Source organism: Ruminococcus sp. AM43-6, assembly GCF_003461785.1.
Taxonomy (GTDB): domain Bacteria; phylum Bacillota; class Clostridia; order Oscillospirales; family Ruminococcaceae; genus Hominimerdicola; species Hominimerdicola aceti.
On record NZ_QTXU01000002.1, the window covers coordinates 176,521 to 201,575 of the forward strand.

Here is a 25,055-nt window from a genome sequence, read left to right on the forward strand (position 1 = left end):
TTAAGCTCTCAGGCTTATTTTTTTCTGATTTTAAAATACTCAGTGGTAAGCTTGTCAGGAACATAGTCAACCCCTCCCAGACTCCACGGGTTGCACCTAAGCAGTCTCCATACAGTAAGCAGCGTGCCTTTAAAAAAGCCGTGCTTTCTGTAAGCCTCCAGCGCATATGCCGAACAGCTTGGATAATACTTGCACCTTGGTCCGAAAAGAGGACTTATAAATCGCTGATAAAACCTTATCAGCAGCTGAGCCAGTTTACTCATTTTACTTTCTCTTTGCCCTGCCTGACCTGTTATTCTTTGGAACAGGCTTATTCATCTCTTTTATGAGTCTTTTTTTTATAAATCTTTCAATATCCTGAGTTTTCTTTTCCCCTATATCGTTTCTTCCCACAAAAACTATATCATAGCCCAGCGGAAATTCCGCCTCGTTAAGTCTGTAGGCGGCTCTTACTATTCTCTTTATCCTGTTTCTCGTTACTGCGCAGCCCTGCTTTTTGCCTGCCGTTATGCCGAGCCTGTTATACGGGCTGCCGTTGGGATAAAAATATGCTGCTACAAAACTGTCTGCACAAAATCTTCCCTTTTTATAGCACCTTAAAAATGCCTTGTTATCCTTTAAAACCGTTGTGAACAGCATCTTCATTTCCCCATTGTGTACTGTTTTTACTCTTTTCGCCTTTTCACGGCAATTTTGCCAAAAAAAGATAAAGACCCAATACCATGCAAATCAATGAATGGTATATAGGTCATCTGAGGCAGCGTCCAACGACGCTTAAATACAACTGCCTAGGGACATCGATTCAGGCGTAACTAACCGCCTGAATAATGCCTGTCAGACTTATCATCAGAAACTGCCTGTATCTCTTAGTAGCTGAGTCTAGCTCTGCCCTTTGCTCTTCTTCTTGCGAGTACCTTTCTGCCGTTAGCAGTAGACATTCTCTTCATGAAGCCGTGAACTTTCTTTCTCTGAAGCTTTTTAGGCTGATATGTTCTTTTCATCGAATTCTCCTCCTTCCGCTTTCAACACTCCGTCATTTTATACAAAAAAACGTTCTCGGAGATGTTTAAACTTATAGGGTCACAGCAAATTACAATATCGCTATGAAAAAAGCCCTTGTAATTTAATATTATAGCTCATTCACACACCATTTGTCAAGCCTGTTCATAATATTTTTATATTTTTTTTGATATTATTTTTCTTTGCTTTGAGGGGCTTACTGTCCGAAAAACCTGCCGCTTACGTTCTCCTTTTTAATGAGCATACAATATATTGTGTGCCAAATATAAATTTTATCTGTATTAAGTGTTTTTTCTTATCTTTGAAAAACATACTTTTTATTCTTATTTCTTTCCTTATATATAATATATAGGACTTGAAATTTTAAGTCAAGTGTGCTATAATAGTATAGAATTGATTAATTATGCCTGTTTATATTTTTTTTAAAACTCTGACCTGCCGTCTGTTTGACAGGGGTCACGGCGGACAGCGGAAACACCGCACAGGCAGAGCTATTTTCTAGGAGGTTATGGAGAAACAATGGATTCCTTTAATGACGTATTTCAGGAGGTCCTGAAATATTGCCGAAACTGCAAAAGTATCAGCGAGCCGGGATATAACAAATGGATAAAGATACTTGAACCGATGAAGCTTGAAAACAATGTGGCTTATTTGCTCACTGATTCTGATTTTTCAAGAGATATCACTATGAACGCCTATGAGAATCTTTTAAAAGAAGCTTTTCTCAACACTTTGGGCTTTGAGGTAGATATAAAAATACTTGTTAAAGACAAAGAAGAAGTTAATGAAACTGAGGAAAAGGATATAGAAGTCAAGGTGGCTGACTTTTCTGATGAAGAAAACAACAATCTTACTTTTGATAACTTTATCAAAGGTAAATCGAATGATCTTGCCTATGCTTTCAGCACGGCTGTCGCACATAAGTATGACGAAGATCAGAAAACACCGTCTAACACAAATACTATATTCAACCCTCTAATCATATACGGTGATTCGGGACTTGGAAAAACTCACCTTATGAAAGCTATCGAGCATGAGGTAAAGAAAAATCACCCTGAGCTGAAAATTATTTACACCACAGGTGAATCCTTTATAAACCAGCTCGTTAAAGCTATCGAGTCAAAGGAAACTAATAAATTTCATGATAAATACAGGAATGCCGACTATCTTATGGTAGACGATATACAGACCATTGCAGGCAAGGAGCGTATGCAGGAGGAATTTTTCCATACCTTCAACGATCTTTACAATGCGGGCAAGCAGATAGTTCTCACATCGGATATTGCGCCGTCAAAGATATCGAAGCTTCAAAACAGGATACTTACCAGATTTTCACTGGGCGTTCAGGTAGACGTTACACCGCCTGATTTTGAAACAAGAATGGCTATCGTAAAGAAAAAGGCTGATATGCTGGACTTACAGCTTTCTGACAATGTCGTAAGGATAATAGCAGAGAAGATAAAGACGAACATACGTCAGCTTGAGGGAACTGTAAACAAAATAAAGGCTCTTACCATTTATACAAATGAAAGCCCGTCCATATCTATGGCTCAGAGGATAATCAAGGAAATAATCATTGAAAATCACCCTGCTGAGATAACGGTTGACAGGATACTTCAGGAGGTAGCGGCGGCATTTGACGTTACTGCTGACGACATAAAGTCAACAAACAGACGTGCAAACGTATCCCTTGCAAGAAAAATAGCGATCTATATCTTCAAGGACGTAAAGGGCATGACCTTTATACAGATAGGAAATGTGCTTAACAAAAACCATTCAACTATGACCATACACTATCAGGACGTTGTTAAAAATCTTAAAGAGAACAAACAGCTAAAAGATACCGTTGACGACATAATCAAAAACCTCAAGGACAATTAAACGGACTATTTCAACATTTTCAACATAGTTTTCAACAATTTTGTTGAATATCCGGACTTGGATATATAAAGCTTTGCGGAATGTTTTTCAAAACTTTGCACAATGAAGTTTAAACCATGGTGTTATAAAATCAAACACCGATTTTCAGGTTTCAACATTTTTTGCGATAATAATAAACATTCAACAAACATTTTTTCAACTTTTCAAACACAAAAAAAGTTTTTGAAAACACAGTTGAAGTGATGTTAAAATAAACTTGAAAAGCAAAACAAGTCTGCAAAAGGCTTTGAATGACTTTTCAACTATTTCAACACACTCTACTACTAATACTAATTTAATATTGATTTATTTATATATTATCAGAGCAAAAAATATAAATTTGAGAAATTCATATGTTGAAAAAACAAAAGTCAGATAAATGTAATTTTTTAGAAAGGAAATTGCTATGAAAATTCTGTGTAATAATGCTTCACTTTGCGGAGCAGTAACAAATGTTTCAAAAGCAGTGTCAGAACGTGCTGCACTTAAATCTCTTGAGGGAATAAAATTCAAGCTTGAAAACTCAATGCTGGAACTTACCGGCTATGACCTTGAGATAGGTATAAAAACTGTTATTCCGGTAAAGAGCGACGATTCGGGAGAATTTATACTTAATGCAAGACTTTTTGCTGAAATGATAAGGAAAATGCCTTCTGAAGAGATCCTGATAGAGGTTTCTGAAAATTTTCAGGTAACGATCTCAGGAGGAGTTACCACATTCAATATCCCTGCAACATCAGCAGAGGAATATCCTGCACTTCCTAAGAAAGAGGAAGAAAACAAGATAACTATCTCTCAGCCTGTTCTTAAGGATATGATAAATCAGACAAAGTTTGCCGTGGCTGTTACAGACCTTAAGCCTGTTCTTAAGGGAGAGCTTTTTGAGATTGAAAACGGTACTCTTACTCTTGTTGCCCTTGACGGATATAGACTTGCTGTGAGATATGAGCCTATAAAGTATGACGGAAGTCTTAAATTCGTCGTGCCTGCAAAAACTCTTTCTGAGATAGCAGCACTTCTGGGAGATAATGACGAAGAAACAGCCTCCGTTTATCTCTCAAAAAATCATGTTGTGTTTGAATTAAACGGCTATCTTGTTTATTCAAGACTTATCGAGGGCGAGTTCCACCCTTATAAGTCAGCTATACCGACTACTTGCACAACTGAGGTCATTGTTGACAGGAAAGAGCTTATTGCCGCTCTTGAAAGAAGTTTGATACTTATAAGTGACAGAACACCGTCACCTGCAAGATGCTATTTTGAAAATAATTCTATAAAAATAAACTGCTCAACAAGCGTTGGAAAGATAACAGACGAGATAAAGGCTGATATAGCAGGTCCTGTTATCGAGATAGGCTTCAAGTGCAAATATCTTCTTGACCCTCTGAAGGTCATAAAGGAAGATAAGGTCAAATTGCAGATGAGCGGAAGTCTGCTGCCTATGAAGATAGTTCCGTGTGAGGGCGACGCTTATACTTACCTCGTTCTCCCTGTAAGACTAGCAAAGGAATAAGAATATGAAATATCAACAGATAGATGTAAATATAAAATCAGAGTTTATAAAGCTCGATTCTCTGCTTAAATATGCTGGCGTTGTGGAAACAGGCGGCATTGGCAAGGAGATAATCCTCGAGGAGAGAATTAAAGTAAATGGTGAGGTCTGCACAATGAGGGGAAAGAAGATCCGCCCCGGGGATAAGGTGCAGATAGACGAGATAGCTACAGAGATAGTGGTAAAATAAAATGGTGATAACCAAAATTTCCGCAGACGGATTTAAAAATCTCAAAAAAGTCGAGATATATCCTCATGAGAAAATGAATATTTTCTGCGGAAAGAATGCTCAGGGCAAAACAAATCTTATAGAAGCTATATGGCTTTGCAGCGGAGTGAGGTCTTTTCGCAACACAAAAGACAGAGAAATGATAGATATAAACGGACAGTTTATGAATATCGACATTTCATTTAAAAACAGCTTCCGCAGTCAGGATATACATTTTGCAATGGCAAGACCTAATGTGAGAGAAAAAAACGTCACCTTGAACGGCGTAAAACTGAAAACTCCCTCAAAGCTTTTCGGAAGCCTTGATTGTGTTATCTTTACTCCTGAGGATCTGGAGCTTTCAAAAGGCTCTCCCGAAAACAGACGGCAGTTTCTTGACCTTTCAGTGTCACAGATAAAAAATTCCTACAGCTCTGTTATCTCAAAATATGATGATCTTATAGAGCAGAGAAATATATTGTTAAAAAATATCTGTTACGGCAGATCAAAAAGAGAAGAGCTTGAAGTGTGGGATATCCAGCTTGCTCAGCTTGGGGCTTATATCTCGCTTTTAAGATATAATTATACAAAAAAACTCGATATGTTCGCAAAAAAGCTTTATGAGGATATATCAGAGGGCAGAGAAAGGCTGGAGCTTGAATATTATTCCACTGTGTATTCCAATCTGGAAGGCAGAAAAGATTATTCAGGAGATATGGCTGAGGAGTATCTAAACTGTCTGCAAAATAATCTTGATGACGATATAAGAGCAGGATTTACGCAGAAAGGCGTTCACAGAGACGATCTTGCGGGAAAAATAAACGGACTGGCAGTTAGACAGTTCGCTTCTCAGGGACAGCACCGCTCTCTTGCACTTATTTTGAAGCTTTCGCAGGCTTATATACTTGCCGAGGAGATAGACGACAGCCCGTGTATACTTCTCGATGATGTTTTGAGCGAGCTTGATCTCTCAAGGCAGAAGTTCGTTATCTCGAAAATACACGATATGCAGGTCTTTATAACCTGCTGTGACAGGAATATCCCCTTTGACGAGAAAAGCCATGGAAAGATATTCAATATAGAAAACGGAATGATAGTTCAGGAGAATAAGTGATGTTTCTGCATTTAGGAAATAACTATTTAGTCAATACTAAAGATATAATAGGGATCTTCGATATAGAGAACACCTCTGTTTCTGCCAACACAAAGGAATTTCTTAATTTTGCGGCAAAAAACAGACGTGTTGTGAACTGCACATATGAAATGCCTAAAAGCTTTGTGGTGTGCCTTGATAAAGACTTTACGGAAACTGTGTATATAAGTCAGATGAGCTGTGCCACACTTTTGAAAAGAAGCAAAAGAATGCCTGAATGATAAATCAAAGAAATAAGATGATAAGATAAAAAACCAAGTGATGAGGGGGTTATTTTTTGGAAAATAACAACGAGATCGAGATCCAGAACACCGAGGAAATATCCATGGTGGATAAGCAAAATGATTATAATGAAAATCAGATACAGGTGCTGGAGGGTCTTGAAGCGGTAAGAAAAAGACCTGGTATGTATATCGGATCAACAGGTCCAAAGGGACTTCACCACCTTGTCTACGAGATAGTTGACAACGCTATCGATGAGGCATTGGCAGGATATTGCACTGAGATAGAAGTAGAGATACTTCCCGGGGACATTATCAGAGTTACCGATAACGGACGTGGTATCCCTACAGGTATACACCCAAAGGAGAAAATATCTGCTGCAACGGTAGTTTATACCATTCTCCACGCAGGCGGAAAGTTCGGCGGCGGCGGATATAAGGTAGCAGGCGGACTTCACGGCGTTGGTGCGTCTGTAGTAAACGCCCTCTCGGAATATCTTGAGCTTACAGTTTATGACGGAAAACATATTCATTTTCAGAGGTTTGACAGAGGTAATTATTCAGAGCCGCTGAAAATAATCGGCGATACTGATAAAACAGGTACTTCCGTTCTTTTCAAGCCTGACCCTGAGATCTTTCAGGAAACAACAGTGTTTGACTATGAAACACTGCTTAAAAGACTTAGAGAACAGGCATTCCTTAATGCCGGTATAAAGATAATATTCACTGATAAGAGAAATGAAGCCGAGCCTGTGGGCGAAACTCTCCATTATGAGGGCGGTATAAGACAGTTTGTGGAGCATATCCACAAGACAAGGGGTGTTACACCACTTTCTGAGGAAGTTATCTACGTCAACGGCATGGAGGGCGACACTTTCGCCGAGATAGCTTTGCAGTATAACGATACTTATAATGACCTTATACTTTCATTTGCTAATAATATCCATACTCCTGACGGCGGTACTCATGAAACAGGCTTCAAAAATGCTCTTACAAAGGTAATAAATAACTACGGTAAGAAGTTCGGCTATCTTAAAGACGACGATAAGCTTCTTGGCGACGATGTAAGAGAGGGTCTGACGGCTATAGTTTCCGTTAAGCTCACAAACTGTGAGTTTGAGGGACAGACAAAGGGCAGACTTGGCAATCCTGAGGTAAGGCCTTTCGTTGACAAGATAGTTACCGAAAAGCTTATGAACTACTTTGAGGAAAACCCTACTGTAGCAAAGGCTATATTTGATAAGTCCGTTCAGGCACAAAAGGCAAGAGAAGCCGCAAAGAAAGCAAGAGAGCTTACAAGAAGAAAATCTGCTCTTGAATCCTCTTCACTTCCCGGCAAGCTTGCAGATTGCTCAGAGAGAGATGCTTCACTCACCGAAATTTATATCGTCGAGGGAGATTCTGCGGGCGGCTCTGCAAAGGAAGGCAGAGATAGAAAATATCAGGCTATACTTCCTTTGTGGGGAAAAATGCTCAACGTTGAAAAAGCCAGGATAGATAAGGTATACGGCAATGAAAAGCTTATGCCTGTTGTTACCGCACTGGGAACATCAATAGGCGAGGACTTTGACCTTTCAAAGCTCCGTTACGGCAAAGTTATCATCATGGCCGATGCCGATGTGGACGGTTCTCATATCAGAACGCTTCTGCTTACATTCTTCTTTAGATTTATGCGTCCTCTTATCGAGGAGGGTCATATCTATCTTGCTCAGCCACCGCTTTTCAAGGTCGCAAGGGGCAAGCAAGTCAGATATGCTTTCTCAGACGCAGAGAGAGATCAGTATATTTCTGAGCTTTCAGGTGAAAACAATCTGAAAGTAAACGTTCAGAGATATAAAGGTCTTGGTGAGATGGACCCTGAACAGCTTTGGGAAACAACCATGGATCCTGAAAGAAGAACTATGATAAAGGTGACAATGGAGGACGCTGTTAAGGCGGACGAGATATTCACTATTCTTATGGGCGATAAGGTCGCACCGAGAAAAGAATTTATAGAGAAAAATGCAGAGTATGTAAAGGATCTTGACGTTTAAAGAAAGGATACTGCTTTGGATAACAACGAAAATAAAAATCAGGAAAAAGAGCTTGAAGAGGTAAAGACAGAGGAAACCGTTGAAACGGTTGAGAAAGCTGTGGATAATGCTGATGAGGCAGAAGAAGCACAGATAGAAAAAGAGCCTGTTTTGAGCTTTGAGTATGATGTGAAAAACGAGGAAGAGGAAAGAGCTTTTTTAGCCTTTCAGAAGAAATTCGTTTATGCGCATAACTGGAAGATAACAGCGGCTTTCGGCGTTGTTGCGGTGCTTTTTATAGTGTCCATAGTGAGAAACCCTTCGGGATATCTTAACTGGGTGCTGGCGTTCATATGCCTTGCAATAATCGTTCTCACATGGTATAACACCAGAAGAATAAGAAAATATCTTATGCAGGCACTTAAACCTCTTGAGGACGACAAGTATGTTTTCACCCTCTATGATGACAGCTTCAAAATAGAAACGCTGCCAACAGAGGAGGAAAAGCAGGAGGAGGACTTTACTCCTGTTCCACCGAGGATAGTTGGTTTTGAGGATATCTCACTAAACGTTTTGGAAAATGACGAGATGTTTATTATAATACTCAAAAAAGAAACTATTTATGTGCTTGCAAAAAGAGTTATGAACGAGCAGCAGCAGGAAACACTGAGAAAAACTTTTTCAGGGCTGCTTGATAGCGATTATGAAATGATAGATAATAAATAAGAACAGGATATGTTCTTTTCAAAGTAAACCGAAAGGTTAAAAAGGAGTGGATAAAGTGAGCGATTATAACGTTATTGACACTGATGTTGAAGCGATAATGAAAGAATCTTTCATTCAATATTCAATGGCGGTAATTGTATCCAGAGCCTTACCTGATGTAAGGGACGGACTTAAACCTGTTCACAGAAGAATTTTATATACCATGTATGAAAATGGTCTTACACCTGATCAAGCTTACAGAAAATGTGCAGATACGGTCGGATCTGTGCTTGGTAAATATCACCCACACGGTGACGCATCAGTTTATGACGCACTTGTAAGACTTGCTCAGAAGTTCTCAATGAGATATCCTCTTGTTGACGGTCACGGAAACTTTGGTTCTGTTGACGGCGACCCTCCGGCTGCCTACCGTTATACTGAGGCTAAAATGGCTAAGATGTCAGTAAATATGCTGACAGATATAAACAAAACAACTGTTGATTTTCAGTCAAACTATGATGACAGACTTAAAGAGCCTGTTGTGTTGCCGTCAAGATTTCCAAATCTTCTCTGTAACGGCTCAGTAGGTATCGCTGTGGGCATGGCAACGAATATCCCTCCTCATAACCTCCATGAAGTTATCGAGGGCATGAAAACTGTCATGAAAAACCCTGACTGCACACTTGATGAGCTTATGCAGAGCATAAAGGGTCCTGACTTCCCTACAGGCGGTATCATCATGGGCAGATCCGGTATCAGAGCGGCTTACGGCACAGGTCGAGGAAAGATAACACTGCGTTCAAAGACCTCTATCGAGGAGATAAAGGGCAGAAACTGCATTATTGTCACTGAGATACCTTACATGGTAAATAAGGCAAGACTTGTTGAATCTATCGCTGATCTTGTTAAGGAAAAGCGTATCGACGGAATACATTATATCAACGATGAATCCGGCAAGGACGGAATGAGGATCGTTATCGAGCTTAAAAAGGACGCTAATCCGCAGGTAGTTCTCAACAAGCTGTTCAGCTATACACAGCTTCAGGATACTGTGGGCGTTATAATGCTCGCACTTGTGAATGGTATCCCTAAGGTGCTGACCCTCAAGGAAATGCTTGAGCAGTATATAGACTTTCAGGTGGATGTTATCACAAGAAGAACTAAGTTCGACCTTAACAAGGCTAAGGAAAGAGAGCATATCTTAAAGGGTCTTGTTATCGCACTTGACAATATTGACGAAGTTATCGAGATAATGAAAACTTCTAAGAATATCCCTGAGGCTAAGCAAAGACTTAATCAGCGTTTTGGTCTTACAGATATTCAGGCTGACCATATCGCAAATATGACCCTCGGTCGTCTGACCGGTATGGAAAGACAGAAGATAATAGACGAGTTGGCTGAGATCGAAGTCAAGATAGCTGACCTTGAAGATATCCTTGCAAATCATCAGAGAATACTTGATATAATCATTGAAGAGGTCGAGGCTATTCAGGATAAGTTCGGTGACGAGAGAAGAACTCAGATAGAAAATGTCAGCGGTGAAGTTGATATCGAAGACCTTATCCCTGTTGAGGAAAGCGTTGTTACCTATACAAATGCAGGATATATAAAGAGAATGCCTGTTTCAGAGTATAAGGCTCAGAAGCGTGGCGGACGTGGCGTAACGGGTATGAAACAGCGTGAGGACGATTATATCGACGAGCTTCAGACCTGTTCTTCACATGACAATATACTCTTTATCTCCAATAAGGGCATAATGTATAAGCTCAAATGCTATGAGCTTCCTGAGGGTTCAAAGGCTTCAAGAGGCACAAATATAGTAAATCTTCTTGAACTGGGAGAGGGCGAGAAGATAGCCGCAATGATAAAAACTGCCGATTTTGACGAGGGCAAGTATATCGTCATGGTAACAAAGAACGGCAAGATAAAGAGAACTCCGCTGACTTCCTACAGAAATGTAAGAAAGAACGGTCTTATTGCAATCGGTCTTGATGAGGGCGACGAGATAGCAGGAGTAAGAATGACCTTTGGTGACAATGAGGTTATCGTTGCAACGCATAATGGTTATGCTATCAGGATAAGAGAAACTGACATAAGAGAGATGTCAAGAGTTGCACATGGCGTAAAGGCTATAAAACTCAGGGGCAGCGACTATGTTGTATCAATGGCAAGAGTAAGAGAGGGTGCAAGCGTTCTCACTGTTGCAGAAAATGGTCTTGGCAGACGTGTTCCGCTGGAGTCTTATAAGGTACAGAACAGAGGCGGCTACGGTCTTATGAACTATAAGAGTGGCGGAGTATGCGGAATAAAGGTCGTTGATGATGAAGATGATATCATCATGATATCCACAGACGGCATTGTTATCAGAATAAGAGCCTGCGATATCAGCATGATGAGCAGATACTCCCGTGGCGTAAGACTTATGAGAGTCGGCGAGGACGGCAGAGTGGTTTCATTCACAAGAACTGAGCATGATGATGATGTTGAAACGGCAGAGGTGGAAAAGGCTACTGCCGAGGAGATAGCTGAAGCTCAGGCTGAGGAAAATGCTGAGGTCATTGAAGAGAATACCGAAAGCGTTGAGAATGAGTATTCTGAAAACACGGAAGAATAAAGAATGAATAATATGACACAAATTTTTGACATTAGCGAAGTTGAGAATGGATTATCTTTATTTAAAGAAGACAAACCATTTAGTGATGAAAAAAAACTAAAGGTATATTATATATCTGATATGCATTTAGAACATCATTTTAATTATGAGATATCCATTCAAAAGCAAATAAATAAAATAGTTAAAGATTTATTTAGTGATGATTTTAAATCAGATTTATCAATGAATAATTTAGTTGTTTTATTTAATGGAGATATCGCTGATAATGCAGAATTTGTGTCATTATTTTTTAATCAGTTTATCCTTAGGTGGAATTATGTACTTTATAAAAGATATAAAGTAAATCAATCTAAGATATTACCTGATGAAGAAGTAAAAGCATATGAAAAAATTCGAGATCAGCAAATAGATAGATTAAATAAAATTGGAAAATTATATAAAAAGAAAAATCTATGTGAAAAACTTCTGTCATTAAACATTTCTGATCTTGATAAAAGTATCAAAAAAATGAAATTGCCTGAATATGTTATAAATATTATAAAAAAAATTACGAAATGTGATGATAAAATAAGGTTTATAAATGATTATATTATTCCATATGTTGAAAAAAGAGAAAAATTCACTTTTATTAAAACAAAACTTCCTATATTTGTAACGTTAGGAAATCATGAAATCTCAAACTTTGATACTTTAAGTCAAGCGTATAATTATTATAAATCTCTTTATGATTCACTTGGAATTAAGCTTTTGCATAATAATTCTTATGAAAATGATGATTATATTATTTTTGGTGGTATAGGTTTTGCTAAGTATAATGAAAGATATAATGCAGATAGTTTGTGTGGACCCAGATTATTTTCGAGAAAAGAAGAAATAAAAGAATCAGATTTGTTTTTTAAGGAGTATAAAAATAGATTAGATAATGCTATAAATCAAAAGAAAAAATTAATAGTAGTAAGTCATTATCCAGTAAGAGATTGGTCGCTAAACTATGTGACTGATTTGCATTGTTCTTATTTTACAGGACACACTCATCAAAATCAAAATTTATTGCAAAAGAATATTTATGCAGATAATCAAATAGGATACTATAATAATTGTTTTAAAATGAAATCAGTAAATTTAGGTGTAGCTAGCAATCCATTTTTCGACTATAAAGACGGCTATCATATTATAACCACTGAAGATTATGCAAAATTTTATAATTATTCAAAAGAGCGTATTCAAGGAACAAGACTCATAGAAAATCAAATAAAAAACTATGGGGAAAAGTTTTATATGATAAAACACAAAGGTAAGTATGTATTTTTCCTTATAAGCCATATAAACACTAAAATTTGTATTGGTGGAAAAATAAAAACGATTAGTAATTGTAGTGATATTGAACATTTTGATAAAATTTTCAATAAAATGGTAAATAAATATATAGAACTATTTGCACCTTATTGGAAATATATAAATCAAATGGCGAGTGAAGTAAAATCCTTAGGTTATTGTGGAGATGTACATGGTTGTATTGTAGATTTAGATTTTTGCAATCATATTATGATAAATCCACTTGATCAAAAGGTGACATTTTATAATTCACCAACCATGGGGTTTGTAAAGATATTTGATAATTTAGAAAATTTAATAACCTATATGAATAATGGATATATTTCAAATATTGAAAAGCAAAAAATGTTAGAACTTAAAAATAATAATGCAATAATAAGTAAAACAAGCCAAGAAATTTCACAAGAAGTAGGTGAACTTATAAAAATAGATATAAAAAATAGTGTATATTCAATTTCAAATTATATGAGACAAATACAAAGATTATTTGATTCAAATATTCTTAGAGATTGGAACGAAGATATAATAAGCATACAAAAAAAGGTGAGCGGCACATGACCGTTCACCTTTTTGCATATCAAAATTACTTTGTTATCTTGTCCTTGCCGCCCATGTACATTCTCAGTGGCTCAGGGATATTAACTGTTCCGTCAGCATTGAGATTGTTCTCGAGGAATGCGATAAGCATTCTTGGAGGTGCAACAACTGTGTTGTTAAGAGTGTGAGCAAAATACTTTGTGCCGTCCTCTGCCTTTATTCTTATGCCAAGACGTCTTGCCTGTGCGTCGCCAAGATTTGAGCATGAACCAACTTCAAAATACTTCTTCTGTCTTGGGCTCCATGCCTCAACGTCACAGCTCTTTACCTTAAGGTCTGCAAGGTCGCCTGAGCAGCACTCAAGTGTTCTTACAGGAATATCAAGTGAACGGAAGAAATCAACAGAATTCTGCCACAGCTTGTCATACCATGCCATGCTATCTTCAGGCTTGCAGACAACTATCATTTCCTGCTTTTCAAACTGGTGTATTCTGTAAACGCCTCTCTCTTCTATGCCGTGTGCGCCAACTTCTTTTCTGAAGCATGGCGAATAGCTTGTAAGAGTTTTTGGAAGCTCGCCCTCTGGAATGATAGTGTCAATAAATCTGCCTATCATTGAATGTTCAGAAGTACCGATGAGATAAAGGTCCTCTCCCTCTATCTTGTACATCATGCCTTCCATTTCAGAAAAGCTCATAACGCCTGTAACAACGTCTGAACGTATCATGTAAGGAGGAATGAAATATGTGAAACCTCTGTCTATCATGAAATCTCTGGCATATGAAAGAATTGCAGAATGAAGTCTTGCAATGTCGCCCATAAGATAATAGAAGCCGTTTCCTGATGTTCTTCTTGCACTGTCAAGATCAATGCCGTTAAAGCTTTCCATAATGTCAACGTGATATGGGATCTCATAATCAGGAACAACAGGCTCTCCGAATTTTTCAATTTCTACGTTCTCACTGTCGTCCTTGCCTATAGGAACGCTTGGGTCGATAATGTTAGGGATAACGAGCATTCTCTCACGGATCTTAGCTTCAAGCTCCTTTTCCTTTTCAGCCATAGCGTCAAGCTCAGCACCGATAGCGGAAACCTCAGCCTTTACTTTCTCAGCTTCGTCTTTCTGACCCTTAGCCATAAGACCGCCTATCTGCTTGCTCATTACCTTTCTTTTATTTCTCAGCTCGTCAGCCTTTGTCTTGGCTGCTCTGTATTCCTCGTCAAACTGAGCTACCTCGTCAACAAGAACGAGCTTTTCGTCCTGAAACTTCTTCTTGATGTTTTCCTTGACAAGCTCAGGATTTGTACGGATAAGCTTAATATCTATCATTTTACATACTCCTTTTAGCTGACGCAAAAAAATTTCTTTACGTCGCAATATTTATCCTTTTAATAATATCACTAAAAGGAGATTTTGTCAAGACAAAGCCCCTTTAAAACAGGCTTTTGAAACAGGTTTTGAGAGAACTTATTTCATAGATAAAATACTATCATGATATAAGTAACAGTGCGAATTTCATAAAAACTATTGACATTTTGTATCAAACGTTTTATAATTATAAGGTGAATGTGTTCGTTATGGGCGTATTGTGCCATGACGGCAGAAAAGCCTCTGGGCTTAATAAATTTATCAGGAGGATTAAAGGTGCGAAAAGTTAAAAAACCCGTGTTTTTTATCGTGCTTTTGTGTATAATTGCATTTGGTTATCTCACTTATGCAGGAATACATACTCAGTACGGAGATATAAAAACAAGCTATATCAAGGGCGTTGAAGATATCCGCTGGGGTATCGATATTCAGGGTGGCGTAAATGCTACGTTTGAACCTGCCGATAATTACGACGCCACAAAGGAAGAAATGGACGCTGCAAAGGCTGTTATCGAGCAAAGACTTGTAAGCCTTAATATCACAGACAGCGAGGTCTATGTAGACTATAAGAAAAATAAGGTAATGGTTTCATTCCCATGGCAGGCTAACGAAGAAAGCTTTGACCCTGAGGCTGCCGTTTCTGAGCTTGGCGAAACTGCAAAGCTTGTATTCAGAAAGGGTAAAGAAGAAAAAGGCGAGCAGGTGCTTACAGGAAATGACGTTAAAAAGGCTGAGGTAAGACAAACTCAGGACGAAACTACAGGAAATATCAAGTATGTTGTAAGCCTGACACTCAATAACAGCGGTAAAAAAGCTTTTGCCGATGCTACAACTGAGCTTGCCGGAAAAGGCTCTATCTCTATCTGGATGGACGATAAGTGCATTTCTGCCCCAAGCGTAAATTCAGCTATTACTGACGGCGAGTGCGTTATCGAGGGCAACTTCACATATGATTCTGCAAAAGCTCTTTCAGATAAGATAAATGCAGGTTCTATCCCATTTGACCTTAAAACAACAAGCACAAACATCATCTCACCTACACTTGGCGAGGGTGCAAAAAATGCAATGGTGCTTGCAGGACTTATCGCATTTATCGTTATCGCTGCATATATCATCGTTATCTATAAGCTGCCTGGCTTTGTTGCGTCTATCGCACTTATAGGTCAGGTAATAGGTTCTATTGCTTGCATCACAGGCTTCTTTGGAAATATCGACAGCTTTACGCTGACTATCCCTGGTATCGCAGGTATTATCCTTTCTATCGGTATGGGCGTTGACGCTAACGTTATCACAGCCGAGAGAATAAAGGAAGAGCTCAACAACGGCAAGACCCTTAACGGAGCTATAGAGCTTGGCTATAAGAGAGCATGGAGCGCAGTATTCGACGGAAATATCACAGTCGTATTCGTTGCAATAATCCTTATGGGTGCCTTCGGACCTACAGACAGCGTTTTCGGAACACTTCTCAGCCCTGTATTCTCAGTATTCGGCGCAAGCACAGCAGGTACTATCTATTCACTTGGATATACTCTCCTTGTAGGTATCCTCCTGAACTTTGTATTCGGTATCTTCTGTTCAAGACTTATGCTTTCGTCCCTCTCAAAGTTCAAGTGCTTTAAGAAACGCAAGCTTTACGGAGGTGCTGAAATAAATGAGTAAAGAAAGAAAGACCCTGAATGTTGTGGGTCACAGCAAGTTATTTTATTCCATATCATGCGCACTTATCGCAATTTTTATCATTCTTACATTCGTTATAGGTCTTAACGTTGCTATCGAGTTCAAAGGCGGTACAGTTTTGACTTATACATATGAGGGCGATATAAAGACTTCTGACGTTTCAAATACCGTTTCTGACAGTATCGGAGATAAATGTACAGTAACTCTTGGCGAAAACACAGGAAACGCAGGAAAGACAGTAGAGATAAAGTTCTCATCAACAAAGGGTATAAGCGATGATAAGCAGAATACCCTGAAAACAGCCCTTGAAAAGGACTTTCCTGATAATAACATAGAAGTTTACGAGTCAAACGACGTTGCAGCGTCAAGCGGTATGAACTTCTTCTTCAAGTGCCTTGCTGCTTGTGCCCTTGCAATGGTCATCACTATCATCTATATCGGCTTCAGATTTAAGAAGATAGGCGGTATCTCAGCAGGTGTGTTCTCAGTAGTTGCCCTTGCACACGATATGTGCATGGTCTATGGCTGCTTTGTAATATGCAGATTTGACATCAACGCAAACTTTATGGCAGTTCTGCTGACTATCCTTGGATATTCTATCAACGCAACTATCATAATTTACGACAGAATAAGAGAGAATGAAAATCTCCTTGGCAACAAAATGGAGCTTGAGGATCTTGTAAACCTCTCTATCACACAGACAATGGGACGTTCTATCCATACAACTGTTACAACAGTTCTTGCTATGGCTACAGTTTGTATCGTCTGCATAATCTGCGGAGTAACATCTATCCTGAGCTTTGCTTTCCCACTTATCATCGGTATGATATCAGGTGTTTATTCTTCTAACTGTATCGCACCTACACTGTGGGTACATTGGAAAAAACATCAGGCAAAGAAGTCACATTCAGGTTCAAAAACAGGCAGCACAAAGAAAAAGACTTCAAGAAGATAAAATTTTATGGACGGTATGTTAAACATATCGTCCATTTTTTTATGTGATATTCTATTTTTAACACTCCATATCATGGATAAGTCCGCAGTTTCGCATGGAGATAGTTCCGTTATTGCCTGTTATATAATGGTCAAGAACTGTCACACCTAAACATCTCATATATCTCATGACCTCACGGGTGAGAGTAACGTCTTCCTGAGAGGGGGTGTTGGGTGAGTCAGGGTGATTGTGGGCAAGGATAACAATATCAGTGCCGCTGTTGAGAACGGCTTTTGTAAGCTCACGAAAATCAACAGGGGTAAATCTCGCACCGCCCGCGGATATGTCTGTTACGCTCTTTATGTGAAAGCCGGAGTCGATACAAATTACCTTGAACTTCTCCTGCTTTTCGTTTCTGAAACAATTATTTACAAAACTCAGCGCCGCAGATATGTTTCTAATGTCTATCCTGCTGTCTGTGACAGTGGAGCAGTAGTTTATAAGCTCTCTGAAAAATAAAAGTGAGTTTGCAGAGCTTTCGCCCATGTCCTTTACAGAAGAAAGCTCCTCCACAGAAGCGTTAAGAACGCTGTTTAAGCTTCCAAACTTTTTTATAAGCTCGTGCGCAATATCATTGGTGTTCTTTCTCGGCACAATGTAAAATAAAAGCATTTCAAGTATCTCATGCTCGGAAAAGCCCTTGAAATTTTCCGATTCTTTGAAACGCTTCCTCATTCTCTCTCTGTGACCGCCGTGGTCTGCTTGACTGCTCATTTTATCACCTCTTATACAAGTATAAAATATCCGCACTTTTTTGTCAATAAAAAAAACATTGTGACTTTATTCTCTACAGATAATTTCAGCAAGAGGGTAAGCTAATAATATTTAGAGAATTTTATTAATAGATCACAAATAGCGTAAAATGCTAAAAAAACCTTCAGAAATATCAAAAGTGTCTGTGCGAAATGACGTTGAAAAAGGTTGTTTTTTTATGATATAATGAAATGGTAACTATTATATTATGGAGATGTTTTTATGACAGACCTGACGGTGGGAAAACCGTGGACAGTGCTGTGGAAATTTTCCCTGCCTATGTTCGTGAGCGTGATATTTCAGCAGATGTATTCCATTTTCGACAGTATCATAGCAGGAAAATTCGCAGGCGAGGACGCTCTGGCGGCAGTTGGTGCGTCTTATCCTATAACAATGATATTTATGGCGTTTGCAGTGGGAAGCAATGTTGGCTGTTGTGTGGTGATATCTCAATTTTTCGGTGGAAAAGAGTTCTCAAAGGTAAAAACTGCGTCAACTACTACTATAATTTCATGTACGGTACTTGCGACAGTGCTGACGATTTTCGGACTTGCGTTCTCTACCCCTCTTATGAGAATGATAAACACGCCCGATAACATTTTTCATGACGGCGAGCTTTATCTGAAAATTTATATCGCAGGTCTTATCTTCCTGTTTCTTTATAACGTGGGTACAGGTATTTATAACGCAATGGGCGACTCAAAGACCCCTTTGTATCTCCTTATCGGCTCATCAGTTGGAAACGTTGTTCTCGACTATGTGTTCGTGAAGTTCTTTAAATGGGGTGTGGCAGGCGTTGCATGGGCTACTTTTATCGCTCAGGGAGTGGCTTGCGTGTTCTCACTGCTTATTTTGGTGAAGAAAACCGCAGAAATTAAAACAGAGGATAAACCACCGCTGTTTTCAGGGAAAATACTTAAAAAGATAACCCTTTACTCTATACCAAGTATTTTACAGCAAAGCTTTATCTCAGTGGGAAATATCTTTGTACAGTATCTTGTAAACAGCTTCGGCTCGTCTTGTATCGCAGGATATTCTTCTGCAATAAAGCTAAATACCTTTGCTATAACAAGCTTTACAACGCTTTCTAACGGGCTTTCAAGCTTTGTTGCACAGAATTACGGTGCAGGCAGGAACGATAGGATAAAAAGCGGATATAAAGCAGGACTTGTTATCTCGGCTATCGTGGCAGTGCCTTTTATACTCTGCTTTTTCTGTATGCCAAAAACTATGATAAATCTGTTTCTTGACGACGGCGGAACAAAAGCCGTTGAGATAGGCACAACATTTTTGAGAATAATATCGCCTTTCTATGTGTTTGTGGGCATAAAAATAATGTCAGACGGTGCACTTCGTGGTAAAGGTGCAATGCAGTATTTTATGATATCAACTTTTACGGACTTGATACTCAGAGTAGTGCTTGCGTTCGTGTTGGCAAGACCATATGGGTCAACGGGAATATGGCTGTCATGGCCGATAGGCTGGCTTGTGTCAACAGTGCTGTCAGTGGTGTTTGCGAGAGTGAAAGTGATGAAAAACGAATTGAATGAGGAATGAGGAATGGCAAAGCCAACCGAACAAATCACAAGTAATAAGTAAAATAAAGAGCCGAGCGCAGCGATTTTGCGGCATAACAAACCATGGCGTAAACCTTGGCTAAAACAACGTAACTCCGATTAGCAAAGACTAAATTAAAAAAAAGTTCTCAATAATGATGTTGACAAGTTTAATTAAATGTTGTATGATTATAAGAATAATAAATTAAGAATTCAAAATGTTTGCGGGAGGTTAATTTATGCTGGATACTAATGTAAACAATAAGTTTGGTAAAGAGGGTCTTACCTTTGATGACGTTCTCCTTATCCCAGGCGAGTCGGATTGTACACCTGATATGGTGGATATCCATACACACCTCACTAAGGATATAGTCCTCAATACACCTGTAATGACATCTGCTATGGATACAGTCACAGAGTCAAAAATGGCTATCGCTATCGCAAGAGAGGGCGGTATCGGTATTATCCATAAGAATATGACTATCGCTCAGCAGGCAGAAGAGGTGGATAAGGTAAAGCGTTCTGAAAACGGCGTTATCGTTAATCCTTTCTCTCTTACAGCCGATAAAACTGTTGCTGAAGCTGATAAGCTCATGGGCAAGTATAAGATCTCCGGCGTGCCTATAGTCGATGAGGATGGCAAGCTCGAGGGTATCCTCACTAACAGAGATCTTAGATTTATCACTGATTTTGAAAATATCAAGATCGGTGACGTTATGACTAAGGAAAACCTCGTTACTGCTCCTGTTGATACGGATCTTGAAGGCGCTCAGAAGATACTTATGAAGCATAAGATCGAGAAGCTTCCTCTTGTTGATGCAAACGGCGTTCTTAAGGGTCTTATCACTATCAAGGATATTGAAAAGGCTGTTCAGTATCCAAATTCCGCAAGAGATAAAAAGGGCAGACTTCTTTGCGGCGCTACTATCGGCATGACTAACGATATTCTTGAAAGAGTTGCCGCTCTCGTTGAAGCTCAGGTAGACGTCCTCGTTCTTGACTCTGCTCACGGCCATTCTATGAACGTTATAAATTGTCTTAAAAAAGTTAAGGCCGCTTTCCCTGATACACCGGTTATTGCAGGTAATATCGCTACTGCCGAAGCTGCCAGAGCGCTCTGCGAAGCAGGTGCTGACGCTATAAAGGTCGGTATCGGTCCTGGTTCTATCTGTACTACCCGTGTAGTCGCTGGTATAGGTGTTCCTCAGGTCACTGCAGTTTATGACGCTGCTTGCGCTGCTGCTGAGTATGGCATTCCTGTTATTGCTGACGGCGGTATCAAGTATTCAGGCGATATTGTTAAGGCTCTTGCTGCCGGTGCAAACGTTGTAATGCTTGGTTCACTCCTCGCAGGCTGTGACGAAGCTCCAGGCGAAACTGAGATCTATCAGGGCAGACAGTTCAAGGTATACAGAGGCATGGGTTCTCTTGCCGCTATGAATAAAGGCTCAAAGGACAGATATTTCCAGACAAACTCAAAGAAGCTCGTTCCAGAGGGCGTTGAGGGTCGTGTGGCTTATAAGGGTCCGGTTTCAGATACTATCTTCCAGCTCGTTGGCGGTATCCGTTCAGGTATGGGCTATTGCGGTTGTCATACTATTGCAGAACTTGGCGAAAAGGCTAAGTTCATCAGGATAACAGGCGCAGGTCTTAAGGAGTCACACCCACACGATATTTATATCACAAAGGAAGCTCCAAACTATTCCGCAGGAATCTAATAGAATTTATATACGAAAAGAGCAGAGATCTCGTTTCTCTGCTCTTTTTTGCGTTATTTTGTAGGGGAAAACAGTGATCGCCCACAGTTTCGCAGCTTTTCTTTTGAAAAAATTACTCCATAAATTCTCCTAAAAGACCACTTGCAATTGCTACAGTTTCAGGACATGGACGCTTCTGATAGTATTCTTTTGTGCGCTTTGCAGGGTCAGGGTCACTAGGTCCGCTCAGACCAAGAAGCTCACGGCAGATGATAGTGTCAGAGCCAAGCTCTTCCTTGAAACGCTTTGCAAAAAGCTGAACACGCTCATAATCCTTGCCCTTTGCCGCCCTGTCACTACCTATGGTGTTGCCAAATTTCAATCCAAGCACCATGACTGCACCTGTAAATGCTCCGCAGACCTCTCTCATTCTGCCTATTCCGCCGCCAAAGCCCGAAGCTATCTTGTATGCAGTTTCGCTGTCAAGGCCTATATCCTCAGCCCATGCGCCTACTACCGCCTGTGAACAGTTGTAGCCCTCCATGAAAAGAGCCTTTGCTGCCGCTGCTTTTTCCTTATTCATTTAAAAAAAACTCCTTTTTTGTCATATGTTGATTTTCATTATAGCATAGCTTTAAATTTTTTTCAAGACGTATTATTGGTTAGTATAGCCTACGTCAAATTGCATAAAATTTTGCCATAAAATTTTGCAATATTTTTATATTGTTAGACAAAACTAACCTATTGACAAATGTACACTAATGTGGTATACTTTAATCACAGCAAGGGAAAAGCTGCAAAGAATAACGCAGATAAAGCGAAAACGCTGGTCTGTGGAAAAGTAAAAAAATGATATCTAAATAAGGAGGACAAAAATTATGTCAAAGTTTGTATGTTCAGTATGCGGTTACGTTTATGAGGGCGAGGCTGCTCCTAAGGAGTGTCCAATCTGCCACGCACCAGCAGAAAAGTTCAATAAAGTAGAAGAAACAGCTATCACATGGGCTGACGAGCATAAGGTAGGCGTTGCAGAGGGTCTTGATGAGGAAGTTGTTGCAGGTCTTAGAGAGAACTTCAACGGCGAGTGCTCTGAGGTAGGTATGTATCTTGCAATGGCAAGAGTAGCTTACAGAGAAGGCTATCCTGAGGTCGGTATGTACTATGAGAAGGCTGCTTATGAAGAGGCTGAGCACGCTGCTAAGTTCGCAGAGCTTCTGGGCGAGGTAGTAACACCTTCTACAAAGAAAAATCTCGAGATGAGATATATGGCTGAGAATGGTGCTTGCGAGGGCAAGATGAAGCTTGCTAAGAGAGCAAAGGAGCTTGGCTATGACGCTATCCATGACACTGTTCATGAAATGGCTAAGGACGAAGCAAGACATGGATGCGGCTTCAAGGGTCTGCTTGACAGATATTTCGCTAACAAGTAATTTATCTTAAAACTGTATAAATTAAAGATTACGACGAATTTTTCCCGAAAAAGGCAGAGGTATTTGAAAAAATACTTCTGTCTTTTTGTTTTATAAAGCCGTTATAAAGGCTCAAATCTATTGCAAATGACGTAAAACTGTGGTATAATATTTTAGTATGATAAAATAATGCTTTAGGAGATGATAGTGTGATAGAAACACTGGCGGCGGAAACTGCGACCTTGCAGAACGTTTATGCTCCCTTGCCTTTTAAGGTGCATATGATATTCTGCGTTATCGCTACGCTTTTATATATAACTCAGTTCATAAGGAAAGGCTCTTGTCATTATCTTACATTAATGATAGCTATCGACCTTACTATAGTTACTCAGTTTACCACAAAAAGCTTTGTTATCGGTATGCTTTTCGGTGCAGAGGTAGCGCTTCTTGCGGCGACAGCTTTTATTTCCCATAGGTTTGCTAAAAAGCAGAAAGCTTTGGAGAATGCCGGGGAAAAGTCGGAAACTGCTCAAAAGGAAGATGAAGAATGAAAATAGTTATACTTGACTCTGAAACAGTTTCAAGAAACGATGTGTCGCTGGAGGGTATAACAGTCCTTGGTGAAAGCATTGTTTATGGTTTTACACCAAATGAACAGGTCGCAGAAAAGATAGGTGACGCTGACGCTGTTATATGTAACAAGTGCCTTATAACAGAGGAGGTATTCTCAAAGTGCAAAAACCTGAAATACGTCGGTCTTTTTGCAACGGGATATAATAATGTTGACCTATCCGCCGCAGACAGGCATGACGCAGTTGTCTGCAATGTGCCTGCATATTCAACAAATGCGGTGGCACAGCATACTTTTGCACTTATCCTCAACTATTTCAGCAAGATAAGAGAATATGCCGAGAAAGTTGACGAGGGTGGCTGGGTGAATTATAAGCTGTTTTCATATTTTGGTATTCCTACCTATGAGCTTGCTGGAAAAACCATTGGTATAGTAGGCTATGGCGACATAGGAAAGAAAGTTGCTGAGATAGCAAGAGCGTTCGGCATGAAGGTCATCACCTTTACACGCTCACCCCAGAAAATTATTGACGGCACGCCTGCGGTAAGCCTTGAAGAACTTCTAAAGACCTCTGATATAGTGACGCTCCATTGTCCTCTTACAAAGGATAATGAGAAAATGATAAATGCCGAAAGCCTTGGCATGATGAAAAAGTCAGCATTTTTCGTCAACACTGCAAGGGGCGGTCTTGTGGATGAAAAGGCTCTTGCACAGGCTCTTGAAAATGAAGTCATTGCAGGGGCAGGAATTGATGTTCTCACAAACGAGCCAATGGGTGAAGACTGCCCTCTCAGAAACGCAAAGAACTGCACTGTTACCCCACATATAGCGTGGGCGCCAAAGCAGACGAGAGAAAGGCTTCTTGAAACTGTTGCGCAGAACTTGAAAATGTGGATAGAGGGTACGCCACAGAATGTTGTCAACGGAAAATAACAATAAGGACATGATGAAAATGATAGATATGACAAAAAAGAAAAGAGTTGTGGTAAAGGTAGGAACTTCTACTCTTACACACAGCACGGGGCTTCTTAATATACGCCGTGTGGAACAGCTCGTTAAAACTCTTGCCGATCTGCAAAACGCAGGACATGAGATAATCCTTGTATCAAGCGGTGCGGTGGGTCTTGGAAGAGCAAAGCTTGGCATAAAGGAAAGACCCAAGGACACTCCCACAAGACAGGCTTGTGCGGCGGTGGGTCAGTGTGAGCTTATGTATCTTTACGATAATCTTTTCTCTGAATACAGTCTTAATGTGGCTCAGCTTCTGCTTACAAAGTATATTCTTCTTGAGGACAGACGCATAAATGTGCAGAACGCCCTTAACCGTATCATAGAGCTTGGCTCTATCCCTATCGTGAACGAGAACGATACGGTGTCTATTGATGAGCTGGAGCTTGAAATGGGCGAGAACGATTCTCTTGCGGCAAATGTTGCGGTGCTTGCTAATGCAGATCTGCTTATAATAATGTCTGATATCGAGGGACTTTTTGACAAAGACCCTCATAAGTATGACGACGCTGAGCTTATCCCTGTTGTGCCTGAGATAACGGAGGAGATAAAAGCTATTGCAGGGGGTGCAGGTTCTTCACTTGGCACAGGCGGAATGGCGACAAAGATAAAAGCCGCTGAGATATGCAAAAATGGTGGAATAGATCTTATCATAATGAATGGCAGAGATCCAAGACATTTGTATAAGGTATTTGAAAATAAACCTATAGGAACACTTTTTACAGCTAACGGGGAGGTATAGTA

Annotated in this window: 23 protein-coding genes; 17 read left to right on the forward strand and 6 right to left on the reverse strand. The window is 39.7% G+C overall.

Annotated features, from left to right (window positions below):
- Nucleotides 1-14 precede the first annotated feature (14 nt).
- From yidD to rpmH, 3 genes are all read right to left on the reverse strand, one after another.
- Nucleotides 15-263, reverse strand: coding sequence for a membrane protein insertion efficiency factor YidD (gene yidD, locus DW938_RS02550; protein ID WP_022287185.1), 249 nt, complete (start codon nt 261-263; stop codon nt 15-17).
- A 1-nt stretch (nt 264) separates the two neighbouring features.
- Nucleotides 265-639, reverse strand: a complete 375-nt coding sequence (rnpA, locus tag DW938_RS02555) for a ribonuclease P protein component (protein ID WP_038672794.1) — start codon at nt 637-639, stop codon at nt 265-267.
- 227 nt (nt 640-866) lie between these two features.
- The gene (gene rpmH, locus DW938_RS02560; RefSeq protein WP_022287187.1) at nt 867-1,001 is read right to left on the reverse strand and encodes a 50S ribosomal protein L34; all 135 of its coding nucleotides are present in this window, start codon (nt 999-1,001) and stop codon (nt 867-869) included.
- Nucleotides 1,002-1,539: 538 nt separating this feature from the next.
- Here rpmH and dnaA point away from each other — a divergent pair.
- The 9 genes from dnaA to DW938_RS02605 all read left to right on the forward strand — a co-directional run bounded on the left by dnaA (nt 1,540) and on the right by DW938_RS02605 (nt 13,298).
- Complete coding sequence (dnaA, locus tag DW938_RS02565; protein WP_117877494.1) at nt 1,540-2,901, forward strand: chromosomal replication initiator protein DnaA; 1,362 nt, start codon at nt 1,540-1,542, stop codon at nt 2,899-2,901.
- A 445-nt stretch (nt 2,902-3,346) separates the two neighbouring features.
- Nucleotides 3,347-4,453: a DNA polymerase III subunit beta gene (gene dnaN, locus DW938_RS02570; RefSeq protein ID WP_022287189.1), complete on the forward strand. Its 1,107-nt coding sequence runs from the start codon at nt 3,347-3,349 to the stop codon at nt 4,451-4,453.
- Between the two features lie 4 nt (nt 4,454-4,457).
- Nucleotides 4,458-4,682, forward strand: coding sequence for an RNA-binding S4 domain-containing protein (locus tag DW938_RS02575; RefSeq protein ID WP_022287190.1), 225 nt, complete (start codon nt 4,458-4,460; stop codon nt 4,680-4,682).
- A 1-nt stretch (nt 4,683) separates the two neighbouring features.
- Entirely contained in the window at nt 4,684-5,814 is a 1,131-nt protein-coding gene (gene recF, locus DW938_RS02580; protein ID WP_118123794.1) for a DNA replication/repair protein RecF, read from the forward strand.
- Nucleotides 5,814-6,074, forward strand: a complete 261-nt coding sequence (locus tag DW938_RS02585; protein ID WP_022287192.1) for an extracellular matrix/biofilm biosynthesis regulator RemA family protein — start codon at nt 5,814-5,816, stop codon at nt 6,072-6,074. Before recF ends, DW938_RS02585 begins: the two co-directional genes overlap by 1 nt.
- A gap of 104 nt (nt 6,075-6,178) precedes the next feature.
- On the forward strand, nt 6,179-8,107 hold the full coding sequence (gene gyrB / locus DW938_RS02590; RefSeq protein WP_117863704.1) for a DNA topoisomerase (ATP-hydrolyzing) subunit B: 1,929 nt from the start codon (nt 6,179-6,181) through the stop codon (nt 8,105-8,107).
- Between the two features lie 15 nt (nt 8,108-8,122).
- On the forward strand, nt 8,123-8,812 hold the full coding sequence (locus DW938_RS02595; protein WP_118123795.1) for a YcxB family protein: 690 nt from the start codon (nt 8,123-8,125) through the stop codon (nt 8,810-8,812).
- Between the two features lie 46 nt (nt 8,813-8,858).
- Entirely contained in the window at nt 8,859-11,405 is a 2,547-nt protein-coding gene (gyrA, locus tag DW938_RS02600; protein ID WP_118123796.1) for a DNA gyrase subunit A, read from the forward strand.
- Between the two features lie 3 nt (nt 11,406-11,408).
- Complete coding sequence (locus DW938_RS02605; RefSeq protein ID WP_118123797.1) at nt 11,409-13,298, forward strand: metallophosphoesterase; 1,890 nt, start codon at nt 11,409-11,411, stop codon at nt 13,296-13,298.
- A gap of 25 nt (nt 13,299-13,323) precedes the next feature.
- Here the strand turns inward: DW938_RS02605 and serS are convergent, their stop codons facing one another.
- Complete coding sequence (gene serS, locus DW938_RS02610) at nt 13,324-14,607, reverse strand: serine--tRNA ligase (RefSeq protein ID WP_117905308.1); 1,284 nt, start codon at nt 14,605-14,607, stop codon at nt 13,324-13,326.
- A gap of 315 nt (nt 14,608-14,922) precedes the next feature.
- On the opposite strand from serS, the gene DW938_RS02615 reads away from it, so the two are divergent.
- Together DW938_RS02615 and secF are read left to right on the forward strand one after the other, a co-directional pair.
- A complete protein-coding gene (locus tag DW938_RS02615) occupies nt 14,923-16,305 on the forward strand; it encodes a SecD/SecF family protein translocase subunit (RefSeq protein ID WP_117938280.1) in 1,383 nt (460 codons plus the stop codon).
- Nucleotides 16,298-17,278 carry a protein translocase subunit SecF gene (gene secF / locus DW938_RS02620; RefSeq protein WP_118123798.1) on the forward strand — a complete coding sequence of 327 codons (981 nt, stop codon included), beginning with the start codon at nt 16,298-16,300 and terminating at the stop codon, nt 17,276-17,278. Before DW938_RS02615 ends, secF begins: the two co-directional genes overlap by 8 nt.
- A gap of 57 nt (nt 17,279-17,335) precedes the next feature.
- Here the strand turns inward: secF and DW938_RS02625 are convergent, their stop codons facing one another.
- On the reverse strand, nt 17,336-18,031 hold the full coding sequence (locus tag DW938_RS02625; RefSeq protein ID WP_118123799.1) for a JAB domain-containing protein: 696 nt from the start codon (nt 18,029-18,031) through the stop codon (nt 17,336-17,338).
- A 261-nt stretch (nt 18,032-18,292) separates the two neighbouring features.
- Between DW938_RS02625 and DW938_RS02630 the strand changes: the two genes are divergently transcribed.
- A complete protein-coding gene (locus DW938_RS02630) occupies nt 18,293-19,627 on the forward strand; it encodes an MATE family efflux transporter (RefSeq protein WP_118123800.1) in 1,335 nt (444 codons plus the stop codon).
- 238 nt (nt 19,628-19,865) lie between these two features.
- Nucleotides 19,866-21,344 (forward strand): IMP dehydrogenase, encoded by a 1,479-nt coding sequence (guaB, locus tag DW938_RS02635; RefSeq protein WP_181984350.1) that lies wholly within the window; start codon nt 19,866-19,868, stop codon nt 21,342-21,344.
- A gap of 112 nt (nt 21,345-21,456) precedes the next feature.
- On the opposite strand, the gene DW938_RS02640 is transcribed toward guaB, so the two are convergent.
- Nucleotides 21,457-21,906: a C-GCAxxG-C-C family protein gene (locus tag DW938_RS02640; RefSeq protein ID WP_022287214.1), complete on the reverse strand. Its 450-nt coding sequence runs from the start codon at nt 21,904-21,906 to the stop codon at nt 21,457-21,459.
- 295 nt (nt 21,907-22,201) lie between these two features.
- Here DW938_RS02640 and DW938_RS02645 point away from each other — a divergent pair, with 295 nt between their 5' ends.
- The 4 genes from DW938_RS02645 (at nt 22,202) to proB (ending at nt 25,053) form a co-directional block, all read left to right on the forward strand.
- The gene (locus tag DW938_RS02645; protein WP_022287215.1) at nt 22,202-22,753 is read left to right on the forward strand and encodes an NADH peroxidase; all 552 of its coding nucleotides are present in this window, start codon (nt 22,202-22,204) and stop codon (nt 22,751-22,753) included.
- A gap of 188 nt (nt 22,754-22,941) precedes the next feature.
- Nucleotides 22,942-23,283, forward strand: a complete 342-nt coding sequence (locus tag DW938_RS02650) for a hypothetical protein (protein WP_117877510.1) — start codon at nt 22,942-22,944, stop codon at nt 23,281-23,283.
- Complete coding sequence (locus DW938_RS02655) at nt 23,280-24,236, forward strand: D-2-hydroxyacid dehydrogenase (RefSeq protein WP_117927902.1); 957 nt, start codon at nt 23,280-23,282, stop codon at nt 24,234-24,236. Before DW938_RS02650 ends, DW938_RS02655 begins: the two co-directional genes overlap by 4 nt.
- 19 nt (nt 24,237-24,255) lie before the next feature.
- A complete protein-coding gene (gene proB / locus DW938_RS02660; protein WP_022287218.1) occupies nt 24,256-25,053 on the forward strand; it encodes a glutamate 5-kinase in 798 nt (265 codons plus the stop codon).
- Nucleotides 25,054-25,055 lie beyond the last annotated feature (2 nt).